Consider the following 16,849-nt stretch of genomic DNA (forward strand, 5'->3'; position numbering starts at 1 on the left):
GTAGGAGGAACCATGAACCGCCGCCCCCGGTCGACCGGTCGCCTGCTCCGCGCGATCGCTGGTCTGCTCGTCATCGTCACTCCGTTGTCCTTCGTCACACCTGCTGTTGGTGCGCCGCCCTTGCGGCTGGAGATCCTGTCCGGCCGTCCGGATACGGTGTCCGGCGGTGACGCGCTGGTCCAGGTCGGCGTACCGGCCGGGGTACGGGCGGACGAAGTACGGGTCACGCTGAACGGTACCGACGTCACCTCGGCGTTTGCCCTGGGCAACGACGCGTTGATCGGGTTGGTCGGGGGCATGCGGTCTGGTTCCAACACGCTGCGTGCTGATGCTGTTGGACGGCCGGGGTCGCGGCTCGACGTACGGAATCACCCGCGGCAGGGGCCGGTGTTCTCCGGGCCGCATCAGCAGCCGTTCGTGTGTGAGACGGCGCGCTTCACTGTGCCGGTGATCGGCGGCACGCTGGGTGAGCCGCTGGACGCCGACTGCACGGTCGCGCCCCGGGTGGACTACTTCTACCGGACGACCGCGGATGCCTGGAAGGCATGGCCGGCGGGCGCGACGTCGTACCCGAGTGATCTGGCCCGGACGGCCACGGACGTGCCCTTTGTGGTGCGGATGGAGACCGGCAGCGCGAACCGGGCCGTGGTGCAGACCAGCATGCTGCATGATCCACTCAGTGATGCGCCGCCTTCGCCTGTCACGCGGTCCGCGGGGTGGAACGGGCGCGCGATCTTCACCCTCGGCGGCGGGTGCGCGGGTGGTTGGTACCGGTCGGGAAGCACCACCGGTGGGGTGACCGACCCGGTCCTGCTGGGTCAGGGCTACGCGCTGATGTCGTCGTCGCTGAACGTCTTCGGGCAGAACTGCAACGACCTGACCGCGGCCGAGTCGGCGATGATGACCAAGGAGATGTTCGTCGAGCACTACGGGAAGCCCTTGTACACCGTGGGTTTCGGCTGCTCGGGCGGTTCGTACCAGGCGCACCAGATCACCGACAACTATCCCGGGATCTTCGACGGCATCATCGTCGGCTGCTCGTTCCCGGATGTTGCCTTTGGCACCGTCACGTTCATCAGCGACGCGTGGCTGCTGAACGAGTACTTCTCATCGGACGCCTCTGTCCCGTGGACCCAGGAGCAGAAGCGGTTGGTGTCCGGCTTCGCGACGTACGCGACTCTGCCCAGTATGGCCGTCAGCGCCGGCCGAATTGACCCACGCCGCAACTGCGACATCGTCCCGCTGCCGCAACGCTACGACCCGGTGACGAGCCCTCGCGGCGTGCGGTGCGACGTTTACGACCACGCTCTGAACGTCTACGGCACTGACCCCGCGACCGGCTTCGCCCGCCGTCCCCTCGACAACGTCGGCGTTCAGTACGGCTTGCGGGCTCTGGAGTCCGGCGCCATTGACGTCGACCAGTTCCTCGACCTCAACGAGCGGATCGGTGGCTTCGACCAGGACGCCAACATCGTTGCCCACCGCACCGTTGCCGACCCCGCGGCTGTGAGTACGGCGTACCGGACCGGCCGCCTCACCAACGGCGGCGGAGGCCTCGCGAACGTCCCAATCATCGACTACCGCGCCTACTACGACACCCAATCCTGGGGCGACATCCACGTCCGGTACCACACGTCCTCGATGCGAGCCCGCCTACTGAAGGCCAACGGCACAACCGCCAACCACGTAAGCCTCCTCGAAGACGCCCGCTACGGCCTCTTCAACACCGCCAGCCCGCTCCTGCAACACGCCATCACCTCAATGGACAAGTGGCTGACGGCGCTCACGGCCGACACGTCCTCCCGCCCACCGATCGACAAGATCGCAGCCACCCGCCCGTCGACCCTGCAGGAAGGCTGCCAAACCCCCGACGGCTTCCTCGCCCAACCCCTCGACCGCAACCCCACCTCCCGCTGCGAACAGCTCTACCCCTCCGCATCCTTCCCCCGCGAGGTAGCCGGCGCCGACGTAGCCGCCGACATCATCAAATGCCACCTCCGCACCCCAGCCCGAACCGACTACGCCAACGTCACCTGGACCGATCCCCAATGGACCCGCCTCCGCACCATCTTCCCGGCCGGAGTCTGCGACCACACAAAGCCCGGCATGGCCCAACAACCCCTCGCAGGCACGTGGCTCCGGTTTGGGGCGGTCAGCCCAAAGTGAAGGTGAAGCGGTGGTGGCGGGGCTGGAGGTCGTAGGGTGGGAGGATCGGAGCGCCGCTGGTCGGGCTGCCGAGGCCGTGCTGGGCGGCGTCGAGTGTCAGCCACACGTTCGGCCCGGGTGCCAGGTCGGCCGGGCGGTCCGCGGCGGCCAGGTCGGCCGTGGTCCAGCTGCGGACGGTCAAGGCCAGGACGGGATCGGCCGACAACCTGACCAACCCGGCGGGTCCGGACAGCTTGGCCCAGCGGACGTCCGCGCGAGCGCCGTTCTCCTGCGGATAGAGGTAGGGGACCTGGAGCTCGTCGATCGACCTGGTGAAGCGGCCTACGCGGGCCGCGGCTCGTGCGTCCGGGTACGCCTGGGCCGGGCCGAGGCCGAACCAGGTGAGATCCCGGAAACCTGCCGGCAGGCCGAGCGTCACGCCGATCCTTGCCCACGGCACCGTCCAGTTGCCGACCGGCTCGACTTCGACGTCGGCCGTCAGCCGGTCGCCTTCCGAGGTCCACCGGTATGTCGCGAGCGCCGCCGCGTCGATCGCGGCCGGCCCCACCAAGGTGGCGACGATCAGCCCACCGTCGCCGGTCTCGACGGAGACGGTGCGGTACCGCAGGCGGTGGAGTCCGGCGGCGGCCCAGCGGGTCTTGCGATCCAGCGTGGTGGCGTCCCAGGTCCGCGCATCATGCTGGGTCGGTGCGCGCCACAGTTCCAGTGGCACGTGCTCGATGTCCCACTCCCGAAGCCGCGTGAGCCTCCCTGTGCGCGGATCGAACCGTCCTGGCCCCACGACGAGTGCCCCGGACTCCGTGCGTACCCCGCTGCGGCTCGGCGTGACCTGCGCAGGCAACGCCTGAGCAAACGCCACCTGTGCCTGAGCAAACGCAACTTCGTGACCCGCCGGCGCCCACTGGTGGTCGGCAGTGAGGACGGCGCGAACGGTCAACCACCGCTCACCGAACCGTCCAGGCAGATCGAGCGCCTGCTTCGGCAGTTCGACCGTCGCCTCCGCGCCGGCCGGCAGAACTGGCATAGCCAACCTCCCCCGCGCGACCGCCACACCGTCGTCGCCGAGCGCCCATTGCAAGACAAGGTGCGAGGTGTCGAGGAAGTCGTACCTGTTCATCACCTGGAGCACACCGGCCGCCGGGTCCACCTTCAGGTGCACTGGCTCGAACACCTTGCGGACCTCGGCGAGCACCGGTTGCGGGGTGAGGTCGGGGAAGACCAGTCCGTCCAGCACGTAGGTCCCGTTGTGCAGCTCCTCGCCGAAGTCACCGCCGTACGCGTAACCGCCGTCCGGCCGGCTGATGCCGTGTTCCATCCACTCCCAGACGAACCCGCCCTGGCACCGTGGATAGCGGTGGAAGAGCTCCTCGTACTCCGGCAGCCCGCCCGGACCGTTGCCGCCGGCATGCGAGTATTCGCAGAGTACGAACGGCATCGCCCGGCGGCGCGCGTCCAGTACCGGATCTGGCAGCGGTTCCTCAGCCCGTCGGCCGATCGCGTCCACCTCGGCGTGCGAGGCGTACATCCGGCTGTACACGTCGACGGCTGCGCACGTCGGGTCACCCTCGTAGTGCACCGGCCGGGACGGGTCCCGGTGCCTGGTCCACGCGGCCATCGCGTCCAGGTTCCGGCCGGTGCCGGCCTCGTTGCCTAGTGACCACATCACCACGCACGGATGGTTCTTGTCGCGTTCGACCAGACGCCGCATCCGGTCCAGCGAGGCCTCCTCGAACCGGGGGTCGTCACTGGGGTTGCCGCGCCACCCGAGCGGCTGGAAGCCGTGCGTCTCGTAGTCGCACTCGTCCATCACCCAGAACCCGAGCTCGTCGCACAGCGCCAGCATCCGGGAGTCCGGCGGGTAGTGGCTGGTGCGGATCGCGTTGATGTTGTGCTGCTTCATGATCAACAGCTCCTGCCGCAGCCGGTACTCCGGAACCACTCGGCCGAGCACCGGGTCGTGCTCGTGCCGGTTGACGCCGTGGAAGAGGATGCGCCGCCCGTTGACGGTCAGCACACCGTCCTCGATCGCGACCGTTCGGAACCCGATCCGCAGCTCGACGGTCTCGGCCGCGGTCGCCACCACCGCGTCGTACAGGCGGGGGAGCTCCGCCGACCAAGGTTCCACACCGGGGATCGTCACCGGTTGGCCGGCCTCGGTTTCCACCCCAAGCTCGGGGATCCTCACCCTGGCACCAGGCACGGAGTCCACCAGCAGCGTCCCGGCGCCAGTGTGGTGGTCGTAACCGGCGTGCGCGAACACGTCTTCGACGCCGCCCACCGGCCGCGCGATCAACGTGACATCGCGGAAGATGCCCGGCAGCCACCACATGTCCTGGTCCTCCAGGTAGCTGCCCGACGACCACTGGTGCACCCGTACGGCGAGCAGGTTCCGCCCCGGCCGCAACCACGCACTCACGTCGAACTCACTCGGCAACCGGCTGCCCCGGACGACCCCGAGCTCCGTACCGTTCAGCCACACCCGCGCGCAGGAGTCCACGCCGTCGAACCGCAGTACGGCGGGCAGGTCCCGCCACGCCTCGGGCAGGTCGAACTCGACCCGGTGGTCACCCGTCGGGTTCTCGTCCGGCACGAACGGCGGGTCGACCGGGAACGGGTAGGGGATGTTGGTGTACGCCGGCCGGCCGAACCCGTGCATCGGCCAGCTGGACGGCACCGTGAGCCGGTCCCAGCCCGAGTCGTCGTAGTCCGCCCGCTCGAAGCCGTCCGGAGCCTCGGCCACCGAGTCGGCCAGGTGGAATCGCCAGGTCCCGTTGAGGCTCAACCGGGGTGCGTCGGACCGGACCGCGGCTCGCGGTGGCAGCGCGCCGTAGCCCGGGCCGGGATCCTCGTAGTAGGTCATCTTTCTCCTTCGGGGTGCCGGGTCGTCGGACGCGATCTGGTCCACTGCCCGGTGCCGCTTGACTGCCGGTGGCGCCGGACGTGGCATGCTCTAGCGAGGACTCGAACCGAGGGACGGAGAGCATGACGACGGCGGGTGTGGGGCGGGCTGGTGGGCGCGGAGTGCAGGGTCACCCGTCGGCCGACCATCTGCGGCTGCTCACCAAGGTCGCGAAGCTCTACCACGAGCAGGGCGTCCGGCAACCGCAGATCGCCGCTCAGCTGCACATCTCCCAGCCGCGCGTCTCGCGGCTGCTCAAGCAGGCCGTGGTGGCGGGCATCGTCCGCACGGTGGTGATCCCGCCCAGCGGCGTGCACACCGAGCTCGAGGACGCGATCGAGCAGCGGTACGGGTTGCGCGAGGTGATCGTGGTCGATGCCAGTGGCGAGGACGACGCGCACATCATCCCTGCCCTCGGCGCGGCCGCCGCGGTGTACCTGGAGACCACGCTCACCGGCGGCGACCGGATCGGGATCTCGTCCTGGAGCTCCACGCTGCTGGCGACGGTCGAGTCGATGACGCCGAGGCAGACCCGGGTCGCCGAAGAGGTCGTCCAGATCCTCGGTGGCGTCGGCAACCCCGAGGCCCAGGCCCGTGCCGCCCGGTTGGTCGGCCGGCTGGCGGACCTCACCGGTGCCGCTCCGGTCCAGCTTCCGGTTCCCGGTCTGGTGGGCAGTCCGAGCGCGAAACGGACCCTGATGAAGGACGGCGTGGTCAGCGAGGTGATGGAGGCCTGGTCCCGGCTCACCCTGCTGCTGGTCGGGATCGGCAGCCTCGAGCCGTCCCCGTTGCTGAAGCAGAGCGGCAACGCGATGTCCGCCGAGGATCAGAAGCTGCTGCGCGACCAGGGCGCGGTCGGAGACATCTGCCTGCGGTTCTTCGACGAGAACGGCAAGCCGGTTCGCTCCGAGCTCGACCAGCGGGTGCTGGGCCTGTCCGCGGCCCGGCTGCGCGACGACGACCTGCGCTCCGTGGGGGTAGCGGGCGGCATGCGCAAGTACGCCGCGATCCGGGCCGGTCTGCTCGGCGGTTGGGTGGATGTCCTGATCACCGACCGCACGGTGGCCGAGCGGCTCGCGGCCGACTCCTGAGGCGTTAGCGGGCATCGATCCAAACCGTCATCGGCCCCACTGACCGGTTCGCCCAGGCGTAGTAGGGGATCGCGGTCAATGTCGTCTCCGCACCGTCCCGCAGCCGGGCCGGCACCGAAACAGTCGTCACCCCACCGAGGACGTCGGGCCGGTCGGTCTCGACCAGGTCGCCGGGCACGACGGCCGTCTCGTCCAGGACAACACCGGTGGGTTGGTCAAGCTGCTCGAAGCAGTACACGAGTGGTCCGCGCTCGATCGCCACGCAGCCGCGTACCGAGTCCACGCGGTCGTCCGGCACCGTACGGCGGGCCCGCACCGGCAGGTCGAGGACAACCTGGTCGCCGCGCTGCCAGCTTCTGTGCAGTGGCACGGCACGGCCGACCGGACCCGTTGGCTCGTCGGCGCCGTTGACGGTGATCGAGCAGCCGGCTGCCCAGGCCGGAAGCCGGAGCCGGAGGGTCCACGGTTCCCGCGGCGACTCTGTGATCGTGACCGTCACGTTGCCCTGCCACGGATAGCGGGTCGTCACCTCCAGGCCGACCGGCTCGCCCTGCAGTTCCGCACGGACCGTGGCTGGAGCGTAGAGATGCAGTTGCAGGCCGCTCTCGTCCGAGGTCGCGAGCAGCTGATCGAGCGACGCCAGCGTCCGCATCACGTTGGGCGGGCAGCACGCCGTGCCGTACCAGGGTTGCCGACCGGCGACGGCGGAGCGCTGGTCATCGGCGTACGCGTCGTTGCGCACTCGGAGCGTGTTCACATAGAAGAACTCGCCGCCGGTCAGCGAGACACCGGAGATCACCGCGTTGTAGAGGGTGCGCTCGATTTGGTCGGCGTACTGGCTCTCGCCGGTCGCGAGCAACAGCCGCCAGCTCCACTGCACGCTCGCGATGGCGGCGCAGGTCTCGCAGTACGCCGCATCCGGTGGGAGTTCGAAGGGATCGCCGAACGCCTCGCCGTACCAGCGGGAGCCGACGCCACCGGTCAGGTAGGTCTGGCTCTCGGTCATCGTTCGCCAGGTCGCCCGCAGCGCGTCGAGCAACTCGGTGTCGCCGGTCTCGATCGCGACGTCCGTTGCTCCGGAGGCGAGGTACAGCGCACGCACGGCATGACCGGCGAGGGTACGAACCGCACGTACCGGCAGATGGTCCTGGAAGTAGGCCGGACCGTGGTGACCGGGTGGAACCAGCAGGCCGTACCCCCGGGCCTCGACGAAGTACCGGGCCAGCTCGAGATAAGACCTGGTGCCGGTGACGCGGTACAGCTCGACGAGTGCCATCTCGATGAGTGGATGACCGTCGATACCTTCGGTGCGCCCGGGGCCGAAGTGATCCGTGAGCAGGTCGGCGAACCGGATCGCGACCGTCAGCAGGGTGCGGTCACCGGTCGCTCGGAACTGGGCGACGGCGGCCTGAAGCAGATGCCCGGCACAGTACAGCTCGTGCCCCTTCTCCAGGTCATTGAACCTCCCGCCCGGAACCGCCAGCCGGACGTGGGTGTTGAGGTATCCGTCCGGCTCCTGGGCGGCCGTCACCAGTGAGCTCGTGGTGGCCTGCCAGCAACCGAAGGTCTCGTCGGGTTCGCGGGCCTGTTCCCACGCCACGGCCTCGAGCCACTTGTAGACGTCGGAGTCGGCGAAGGGCCGCCCGGTGAAGCCCTCGGCGACGGGTTCGCGGCCTGCCGCACGACGCAGGTTGCGCAGTGTTCCGGCCGCTTCGAGGCGGTCGCCGGCGGCGGGGATGGTGGCGGTCCGGTTGACCTCCTGACGCTCTCGCCAGAAGCCGCCGGTGATCTTCGCGGCGCCGATGGCGAGCGGCCGCAGCGCGGTGGCGGCGACGGGTGCGACGGGCATGGGGAGGGGCACCTTCCGTTGGCGGGGCGGCTGGCGGGGATCGTAGCCGCCGTTCCGACGCCCCGGCAAGACTTCGGCACGTTGATCGTGCAAACGATTGCGGCCAGCGATCCCGGCGTTCGGGAACGATTGCGAGTCAGCTTGCGACATGCTCTTGACACCCCTTCGTAACCTCCGCAACCATGTGGGCGTCATTCCATTCGGCAATGACTAGATATTCATCTCACCATCCAGGCATTCGTCACTGGCTCGCCCGGCAGGCCCGCACCCGGCAGTTTTCCGCCCCGTCCGTCGCCCGCTGGGTTTCGCCGCCAAGGCGGGAAGTGAGGCGTAGAAGATGACCGAGACTTCACCCGACGCGACCACCGGCTGGACCCGGCGCGGCTTCGTCGGCACCACCGCTGTGGTCGGCACCGCCGCCGCCGTCGGTATCAGCGGGACCCCAGCCGCGCACGCCGTCCCGACAGGCACGCGGGCCAGGCTCCCGGCGTTCCCCGGAGCCGAGGGCGCCGGTAAGTGGGCCAAGGGCGGCCGGGGTGGATCCGTCTACGAGGTGACCAACCTGAACGACTCCGGTCCGGGGTCGTTGCGCGAGGCCGTCTCCGGCTCCGACCGCACTGTGGTCTTCCGGGTGTCCGGCACCATCGAGCTCGAGACGGGCCTGGAGATCGCCGGCAGCAACCTGACCATCGCCGGCCAGACCGCCCCCGGCGGCGGCATCTGCGTCTCCGGCTACGGGACCAACGTCAAGGGCAGCGCCCACGACATCGTGATCCGCTACCTGCGCTTCCGGCTCGGCGACCTCAAGGCGGTCGCCGGCGACGCGTTCGAAACCAACGTGCCCGGCTCGGTCAGCCCGCAGATCCGCAACCTGATCATCGACCACTGCTCGTTCAGCTGGGCGGTGGACGAGTGCCTGTCGCCGTACGGGAACTTCGACGTCACCATCCAGTGGTGCATCATCGCCGAGGGCCTCGCGCTGTCCGCGCACCCGAAGAGCCGGCACGGATACGGCGGGATCTGGGGCGGCGAGCGCAACTCGTACCACCACAATCTGATCGCCCACCAGGGCGGCCGGCAGCCGCGATTCGGGTACACCGAGAACATCAATCTCGAGGTCGACCACCGCAACAACGTCGTCTATGACCACGGCTACACCTCGGTGTACGGCGGTGAGTGGGCCAACGGCATCAACATCGTCGGCAATTACTACAAGCCCGGTCCGACCACGCTGTCCGACGTCGCCCCGGTCATCCTGAGCGCGAACCGCGGCGGCCAGTGGTACGTCGCCGGCAACCAGGTCGAAGGCCATCCGGACGTGACCGCCCACAACCGCCGCGGCATCCGCTACCCGATCGGCGGCATCAACGAGCTGGCCCGGCCGCAGCCGTTCGCGGACGAGATCGACACGCAGTCCGCGGCCAAGGCGTACGACGCCGTCCTCGCGAACGCCGGCGCCACCCTGCCGCGGCGGGACGCGGCCGACGCGCGCATCGTCAACGACGCCCGCAACGGCACCGGCCGGCTGATCAACTCGCAGAAGGAGGTCGGCGGCTTCCCGGTGCTGACCCAGACCGAGGCGGCGCCCGACTCCGACCACGACGGGATCCCGGACTGGTGGGAGAAGGCGAACGGCCTCGATCCGAACGACCCGTCCGACGCCCAGAAGATCGCGCCGAACGGCTACACCTACCTGGACAACTACCTCAACTCGATCGTCCCCGACCCGGTCGGCAACCCCACGGTCCAGATCACCGGCCCGAAGCACAACGAGGTGATCGCCGGCCGGACTGCGCCGACCTTGACGATCGAGGCGTCTGCCGCCGCGGACAAGGGCGGTCAACTGGCCGAGGTCGAGTTCTTCGTCGGCGACCAATCGATCGGCACGGCGACCAAAGCGCCGTACCAAGCACAGTGGAAAGACGTTGCGGACGGCACCTACTACCTGACCGCGCGGGCGACCGACAGCAACGGTACGGCGACGCAGTCGACATCGGTGCCGGTGCATGTCAACGTGCAGGCCGGGACTCCGGGCTGGACCTCGGCGGCCGTGGGCAAGCCTCCGCTCGCCGGATCGGGCAGCATCTCCGACAACGTTCTCACCATCAAGGGATCCGGCCGGATCCGTGACCGGTCCAGCAACTTCCACTACGTCTATCGCAAGCTGCAGGTGGGCGGACAGGGATCGGTTTCGCAGATCACCGCGCGGCTGGACAAGCTGCACAAGGTGGCGAACGGGTTGGTCGCGGGGCTGATGATCCGCGACAGCCTGGACCCGGCCGCGCCCTTCATGTTCGGCGGGATCGGGTACGGCGTGGCCGGCCCGGGGAGTGTGGCCGACGACGGCGGGATGAAGGCACAGGCGATCCGGATCCAGACGCATGGAGCGGAGCCCAGTGTCGGCCCGTGGCCGTGGAGCGACGACTACATGGATCCCACCAAGCAGTACTGGTTGCGGCTGCTCCGGCGTGAGCGTCCGCAGGCGCGGGAGGTCGAGTTCGAGGCCTTCATCTCCACCGACAAGACCAAGTGGGACCGGTTCGGCTACGAGCGGATCGCGATGCCGAGCCCGACCTTCTACATCGGCTTCGCGGTCGACGGGGGCAAGGAGGACAACGGCCTCGTGGACTACGGAACCGCGCAGTTCAGCAACATCACGGTCGAGCAGTGAGGAAAGTGACGATGTCTGGAGACGTACGCAAGGTCGACCGGCGACGGGTGCTGCAAGGCGGTCTGGGGCTGCTGGTGGCAGCCACGGTGCCCGGTTGCAGCTTCTTCGACACCAAGCCCGCGGGCGCCGGTGCTCAGGCGGCCGCGGCCGGTGAGAAGGAGTCGCCGATGCTGAAGGCACTGGTGGACAAGGGCAGCTTGCCCCCGCTGGCCGAGCGCCTGCCCAAGAACCCGCCGGTCATCAAACCGCTGGCCGGCAAGGCGATGTACGGCGGGACGTGGCGCTCGGCGATGCTGACGCAGGAAGACACCCAGTGGCTGTGGAACGCCCTGCACTACGAGCCCTTGGCCCGCTGGAAGCCGGACAAGACCGGTAAGCCCGGGTACGAGGAGATCGAGGCGAACGTCGCCGAGTACACGGTCAATGCCGACAGTACGGAGATCAGCTTCACGCTGCGGGAGGGCTTGAAGTGGTCCGACGGCAAGCCGTGCACCGCGGACGACATGCTGTTCACGCTGCTCGAGGTGCAGTGCGACGCCGGACTACATCCGGACGGGATCTACGACGCGTTCGCCTCGCCGGACACCGGCAAGATCGCGAAGATGGAGAAGGTCGACGAGCGGACCGTCAAGCTCACGTACACCGCGCCGCAGCCGTCGCTGATGAACCAGATCGCCGACGGCATCTTCCTGCGCGAGGGTGCGTACGGAATGCTGCTGCCGAAGCACTACTTCCAGCAGTTCCACCTCAAGTACAACCCGAACGCGAACGCGTTGGCGAAGAAAGCCGGCGTCGGCAGCTGGGTCGACCTGTTCGCGCAGAAGCAGAACCCGTGGACGAACCCGGACCAGCCGACGCTGGCGCCGTGGAAGGTGACGACCCCGCTGGGCAAGGGCTCCGCGGTCACCCTGACCCGGAACCCGTACTACTGGAAGGTCGACGACGCCGGCCGGCAACTGCCGTACATCGACGCCTGCCGGGTCGAAGTCGTGCAGGACGCCGAGGTCGAGCTGCTGAAGGTGATGAACGGCGAGTTCGGCATGCAGTACCGCAACTTCGGGACGCCGCAGAACAAGCCGGTGGTGGCGCAGAACCGGGAGAAGGGCGGCTACCGGATCTTCGAGGTGCCGACCCAGCTGACCAACACGATGATCATCGGCATCAACCAGAACCACAAGAACCCGGTCAAGCGGGCCCTCTTTGCGAACAAGGACTTCCGGATCGGTCTGTCGTATGCGATCAACCGCAAGGAGATCATCGACGCGGTGTACGCCGGTCAGGGTGAGCCGTGGCAATGCGCTCCGCCGAAGGATTCGCCGTACTACAACGAGCAGCTCGCCACGCAGTACCTGGAGTTCGACGTGGCCAAGGCGAACGAGCTCCTGGACAAGGCCGGGCTGAAGAAGGCCGCGGACGGCCGGCGGCTGGGCGCGGACGGCAAGCCGGTCTCCGTGACGGTGCTGGTGAGCGAATCGTTCCCGGACCACGTCGACGCGATCGAGCTGGTGAAGAAGCGCTGGCGTGCGGTCGGCGTCGAGTTGCGGACGCAGGCGATGGGCGAGGACCTCTACAAGGAACGGGTCAAGGCGAACGAGCACGACGCGGGCACGTGGACCGGTGGCACCTTCGTCCTGCCGACCGGTACCGGTGGCGACCACTACTGGGTGCCGACCAACGACGGCAGTGCGCGGTACGGCATCGGCTGGGCGCAGTGGTACCAGTCCGACGGCAAGGAGGGCATCGAGCCGCCGGCGGAGATCAAGAAGCAGCTGGAGCTGTTCACCAAGGGCCGCGAGGAGCCGGACCCCGTGAAGACGCTCGACCTGGGCAAGCAGGTGCTGCAGATCGCTGCCGACCAGTTCTACTACATCGGCACCAGCAGCGTCCCGAACACCTACGGCATCGCGAAGAACGACTTCCACAACGTGCCGGACCAGATGATCGAGGCCGTTGCCCCCGGCATCGTCCACCCCGAGCAGTTCGCGATCGGGCAGTAGATGCTGCGCTACCTCGCCCGGCGGCTGGGATGGATGGTGGTGACGCTGGCGGCGATCTCGTTCGTCACGTTCGTCGTCATCAAGCTGCCGCCGGGCGACTACACCAGCACGGTCATCGCGAACGCCGAGGCCCGCGGCCAGGCCATCCCCGAATCGCAGATCGCCGAGCTCAAGCGCCACTACGGCCTGGACAAGCCGTTCCTGGTGCAGTACTGGACCTGGATCTCCGGCGTCGTCCTGCACGGCGACCTCGGTCAGTCGTTCGCCTGGAACCAGTCGGTGGCCAGCCTGATCGGCAACCGGGTGCTGCTCTCGATCGTGCTGTCGATCGCGAGCCTGCTGTTCGTCTGGTCGATCGCCTTCCCGATCGGCATCTACAGCGCGCTGCGGCAGTACTCGCCCGGTGACTATCTCGCGTCGTTCCTCGGCTTCATCGGGATGGCCGTGCCGGAGTTCATGCTCGCGCTGGTGATGATGTACATCGGCTTCCGGTACTTCGGCCAAAGCGTCGGCGGACTTTTCTCACCCGAGTACGCCGACGCGGCCTGGAACCTGGGCAAGCTGCTCGACCTGATATCGCACCTGTGGGTGCCCATAGTCGTGGTCGGTGTGGCCGGCACCGCCAGCCTGATCCGGATCACCCGGGCCAACCTGCTCGACGAGCTGCACAAGCCGTACGTCGCGACCGCCCGGGCCAAGGGGTTGCCGGAGTGGAAGCTGCTGCTCAAGTACCCGGTCCGGATGTCGCTCAGCCCGTTCTTCAGCACCGTCGGCTGGCTGCTGCCCGGCCTGATCAGCGGCGAGACGATCGTGTCGGTCGTGATGAGCCTGCCGACCAGCGGCCCGCTGCTGCTCAGCGGGGTGAAGAGCCAGGACATGTACCTGGTCGGCAGCTTCGTCCTCATCCTCAGTGCGCTGACAGTGATCGGCACGATGCTCAGCGACCTCGCGCTGGCCTGGTGGGACCCGCGGATCCGCCACCGGCTGTCGAAGGGATAGGCCCCGATGGTTCAGACAATCCAGGCACAGCCTGCGCCGCCGCCCCAAGCCGAGCCCGAGGTGGTGAAGAGCCTGCGGGACCACGGCGCGCTGCCGCAGTGGCGGTTGATGTGGCGCCAGTTCCGTCGGCACAAGCTGGCGTTGATCGGGCTGATCGTGCTGGTCCCGATCTACTTCATCGCGGTCTTCTCGGGGTTCTTCGCGCCGGCCGCCAGCGACTCGGCGCACACCGCCCTGCCGTACGCGCCACCGCAACGGGTGCACTTCTCCTCCGAGCACGGCCTGTTCGTCTACGGGTACTCGTCGACGCGCGACCAGGAAACGTTCGAGCAGACCTTCACGGTCGACAAGAACAAGATCGTCGACGTCGGCCTGTTCGTCCGCGGCGACGAGTACAAGATCCTCGGCCTGATCCCGTCCGACATCCACTTGATCGGGCCGGTCAAGGCGGGTGATCCGTTCTTCCTGCTCGGTGCCGACCAGTCCGGCCGCGACCTGCTGTCCCGGCTCATCCACGGCGCGCGGGTCTCGCTGTCGATCGGCCTGGTCGGCGTGCTCGCCGCCTCCGTGCTGGGCCTGCTCATCGGTGGCATCTCCGGGTACCTCGGCGGTCCGATCGACAACGCGATCCAGCGGGTCATCGAGTTCATCATGTCGATCCCGACCCTGCCGCTGTGGATGGCGTTGTCGGCGTCCTTGCCCGACAGTTGGGGACCACTCACCAGGTACTTCGCGATCACGGTGATCCTCTCGCTGATCGGCTGGACCGGACTGGCCCGCGACGTGCGCGGCCGGTTCCTCAGCCTGCGCGAGGAGGACTTCGTGATGGCAGCGCGGCTGGACGGGGTCAGTCGCGGCGGGATCATCTTCGGCCACATGGTGCCGTCGTTCGCCAGCCACATCATCGCCACGGTGTCGATGGCGGTACCGACGATGATCCTCGGCGAGACCAGCCTGAGCTTCCTCGGTCTCGGACTGCAAGCGCCGGCCGTCAGTTGGGGTGTGCTGCTCGAAGGCGCGCAGAACATCCGTGCGGTCGCCACCGCCCCCTGGCTGCTCGCGCCGGGTCTCGCGGTCGTGGTCGTCGTACTGGCCATGAACTTCGTTGGCGACGGCCTCCGCGATGCCGCGGACCCCTACAAGTAGGAGCACTCAGATGGCTCAGCCTTTGTTGGAAGTCCGCGATCTCCGGACGCATTTCGAGCTCGAGGACGGGGTGGTCAAGGCCGTCGACGGTGTCAGCCTGACCGTACGGCGAGGTCGCACGCTGGCCGTGGTCGGGGAGTCGGGGTGCGGCAAGAGTGTCACCGCACGCTCCATCCTGCGCCTGGTCGAGCACCCGGCCCGGATCGTCGGCGGCCAGATCCTCCTGTACGGCGACCAGCCGTCAGACGACCCGTTGGACCTGCTGGCCGCGAAGGACAAGCGGCTCCGCCAGGTGCGGTGGTCGGAGATCGCGATGGTGTTCCAGGAGCCGATGGCCTCACTCAGCCTGGTCCACACCATCGGCGACCAGATCATCGAGGCGATCCGGCTGCACGGAGGAGTCGGCAAGGTCGAGGCCCGCCACCGCGCGATCGAGTTCCTCGGCCGGGTCGGCATCCCGGACCCGAAGCGCCGGGTGGATTCGTACCCGTTCGAGCTCAGTGGTGGCATGCGGCAACGAGCGATGATCGCGATGGCGCTGTCCTGCCGGCCGCGGTTGCTGATCGCGGACGAGCCGACGACCGCGCTCGACGTCACCACCCAGGCGCAGATCCTCGACCTGTTGCAGGACCTCCAGCAGGAGCTCGGCATGGCGATCATGCTGATCACCCATGACCTCGGTGTGGCCGCGCAGGTCGCCGACGAGGTGGCGGTGATGTACCTCGGCGAGGTGGTCGAACACGGACCGGCCGCGTCCGTGCTGAGCGAGCCCAAACACCCGTACACGCAAGCGTTGGTCCGATCGGTGCCACGGCTCGGGCAACGCGGACAGGGCCGGCTGGCCGCCGTTCGCGGGACGGTGCCACCGCCGTACGAACGACCGTCGGGGTGCCGGTTCCATCCGCGGTGTGACGCGTTCATGGCCGGGAAGTGCGATTCGACCGTGCCGACGCGGGTGCGGTCCGACGACACAGACGTCGCCTGCCTGCTGTACGGCGAGGAGGAACGATGAGCGATCTGCTGACGGCCAAAGGCCTGACCATGCACTTCCCGTTGCACACCGGGTTCTTCGGCCGGAACCGCGGCGTGGTGAAGGCCGTCGACGGTGTCGACCTGTCGATCAAGGCGGGCCGGACACTCGGGCTGGTGGGGGAGTCGGGCTGCGGCAAGACGACGCTCGGCCGCTGCATCGTGAGGGCCTACGAACCGACGTCGGGCAGCATCCTGTACGACGGCGTGGACCTGGCGACGCTGTCCGAGAAGGAGCTGAAGCCTTACCGCGCGCAGGTGCGGCTGATCTTCCAGGACCCGCATTCGTCACTCGATCCGCGCAAGACGCTGCGCGACATCATCGCCAAGCCGTTGCGGGTGCAGGAGCGGGGTTCGCGCGACGAGATCGACGACAAGGTCGCGGCGCTGCTCAAACGCGTCGGACTGCGAGCGGAGTACGCGCATCGCTACCCGCATGCGTTCAGCGGCGGTGAGCGGCAACGCGTGGTGATCGCCCGGGCCCTCGCGACCGATCCGCGGCTGGTGGTCGCGGACGAGGCGGTCAGCGCGCTCGACGTATCGGTCCGCGCCCAGATCCTGAACCTGCTGAAGGACCTGCAGGAGGAGTCCGGTCTCACCTACCTGTTCGTTTCCCACGACCTGGGCATCGTCGAGCACGTCGCCGACGACGTCGCTGTGATGTACGTCGGCAAGCTGGTGGAGAGCGCTTCGACCGAGGAGTTGTACAGCAAGCCGCTCCACCCGTACACCGAGGCGCTGCTCAGCGCCGTACCCGATCCTGATCCGGCGTCGCGCGGCAAGCGGTCGCGGATCATGCTGCGTGGCGAGATCGCGGACCCGTCCAAGGTGCCGCCCGGCTGTCCGTTCAGTCCGCGCTGCGGCTATGCCGAGGAGCGTTGCCGCACCGAAGTACCTGAGCTGCGGGAGGTGGGCGGTCGCCGCGTCGCCTGTCACTTCGCGGAGCAGCTCGACCTGTTGGGTGTCGCTACGGCAGCGACAGCCTGACACCACCGCCCCATA

The 16,849-nt window shown here is 68.3% G+C and carries 10 protein-coding genes; 8 read left to right on the forward strand and 2 right to left on the reverse strand.

From position 1 onward, the window contains the following. The first annotated feature begins 12 nt into the window (after positions 1 to 12). Positions 13 to 2,166, forward strand: a complete 2,154-nt coding sequence (locus tag EV643_RS05525) for a DUF6351 family protein (RefSeq protein ID WP_133798859.1) — start codon at positions 13 to 15, stop codon at positions 2,164 to 2,166. On the opposite strand, the gene EV643_RS05530 is transcribed toward EV643_RS05525, so the two are convergent. Further along, a complete protein-coding gene (locus EV643_RS05530) occupies positions 2,153 to 5,026 on the reverse strand; it encodes a glycoside hydrolase family 2 TIM barrel-domain containing protein (protein WP_133798860.1) in 2,874 nt (957 codons plus the stop codon). The genes EV643_RS05525 and EV643_RS05530 overlap by 14 nt on opposite strands. A 122-nt stretch (positions 5,027 to 5,148) precedes the next feature. Here EV643_RS05530 and EV643_RS05535 point away from each other — a divergent pair, with 122 nt between their 5' ends. Continuing rightward, positions 5,149 to 6,156: a sugar-binding transcriptional regulator gene (locus EV643_RS05535; RefSeq protein WP_133798861.1), complete on the forward strand. Its 1,008-nt coding sequence runs from the start codon at positions 5,149 to 5,151 to the stop codon at positions 6,154 to 6,156. A gap of 4 nt (positions 6,157 to 6,160) precedes the next feature. On the opposite strand, the gene EV643_RS05540 is transcribed toward EV643_RS05535, so the two are convergent. After that, positions 6,161 to 8,005: a glycoside hydrolase family 127 protein gene (locus EV643_RS05540; protein ID WP_133798862.1), complete on the reverse strand. Its 1,845-nt coding sequence runs from the start codon at positions 8,003 to 8,005 to the stop codon at positions 6,161 to 6,163. Between the two features lie 337 nt (positions 8,006 to 8,342). Between EV643_RS05540 and EV643_RS05545 the strand changes: the two genes are divergently transcribed. Genes EV643_RS05545 through EV643_RS05570 form a run of 6 tightly spaced genes read left to right on the forward strand, consistent with a single transcriptional unit; the run spans position 8,343 to position 16,834 of the window. Further along, complete coding sequence (locus tag EV643_RS05545; RefSeq protein WP_133798863.1) at positions 8,343 to 10,676, forward strand: Ig-like domain-containing protein; 2,334 nt, start codon at positions 8,343 to 8,345, stop codon at positions 10,674 to 10,676. Positions 10,677 to 10,687: 11 nt separating this feature from the next. Continuing rightward, entirely contained in the window at positions 10,688 to 12,673 is a 1,986-nt protein-coding gene (locus EV643_RS05550; RefSeq protein ID WP_133798864.1) for an ABC transporter substrate-binding protein, read from the forward strand. Further along, positions 12,674 to 13,672, forward strand: a complete 999-nt coding sequence (locus tag EV643_RS05555; RefSeq protein ID WP_133798865.1) for an ABC transporter permease — start codon at positions 12,674 to 12,676, stop codon at positions 13,670 to 13,672. It abuts the gene before it with no gap. 6 nt (positions 13,673 to 13,678) lie between these two features. Next, on the forward strand, positions 13,679 to 14,818 hold the full coding sequence (locus EV643_RS05560) for an ABC transporter permease (RefSeq protein WP_133798866.1): 1,140 nt from the start codon (positions 13,679 to 13,681) through the stop codon (positions 14,816 to 14,818). 10 nt (positions 14,819 to 14,828) lie between these two features. Further along, positions 14,829 to 15,830, forward strand: coding sequence for an ABC transporter ATP-binding protein (locus EV643_RS05565; RefSeq protein ID WP_133798867.1), 1,002 nt, complete (start codon positions 14,829 to 14,831; stop codon positions 15,828 to 15,830). Continuing rightward, positions 15,827 to 16,834 (forward strand): ABC transporter ATP-binding protein, encoded by a 1,008-nt coding sequence (locus tag EV643_RS05570; RefSeq protein ID WP_133798868.1) that lies wholly within the window; start codon positions 15,827 to 15,829, stop codon positions 16,832 to 16,834. Before EV643_RS05565 ends, EV643_RS05570 begins: the two co-directional genes overlap by 4 nt. The last annotated feature ends 15 nt before the right edge of the window (positions 16,835 to 16,849 follow it).

This window comes from Kribbella caucasensis, from assembly GCF_004361855.1.
Taxonomy (GTDB): domain Bacteria; phylum Actinomycetota; class Actinomycetes; order Propionibacteriales; family Kribbellaceae; genus Kribbella; species Kribbella caucasensis.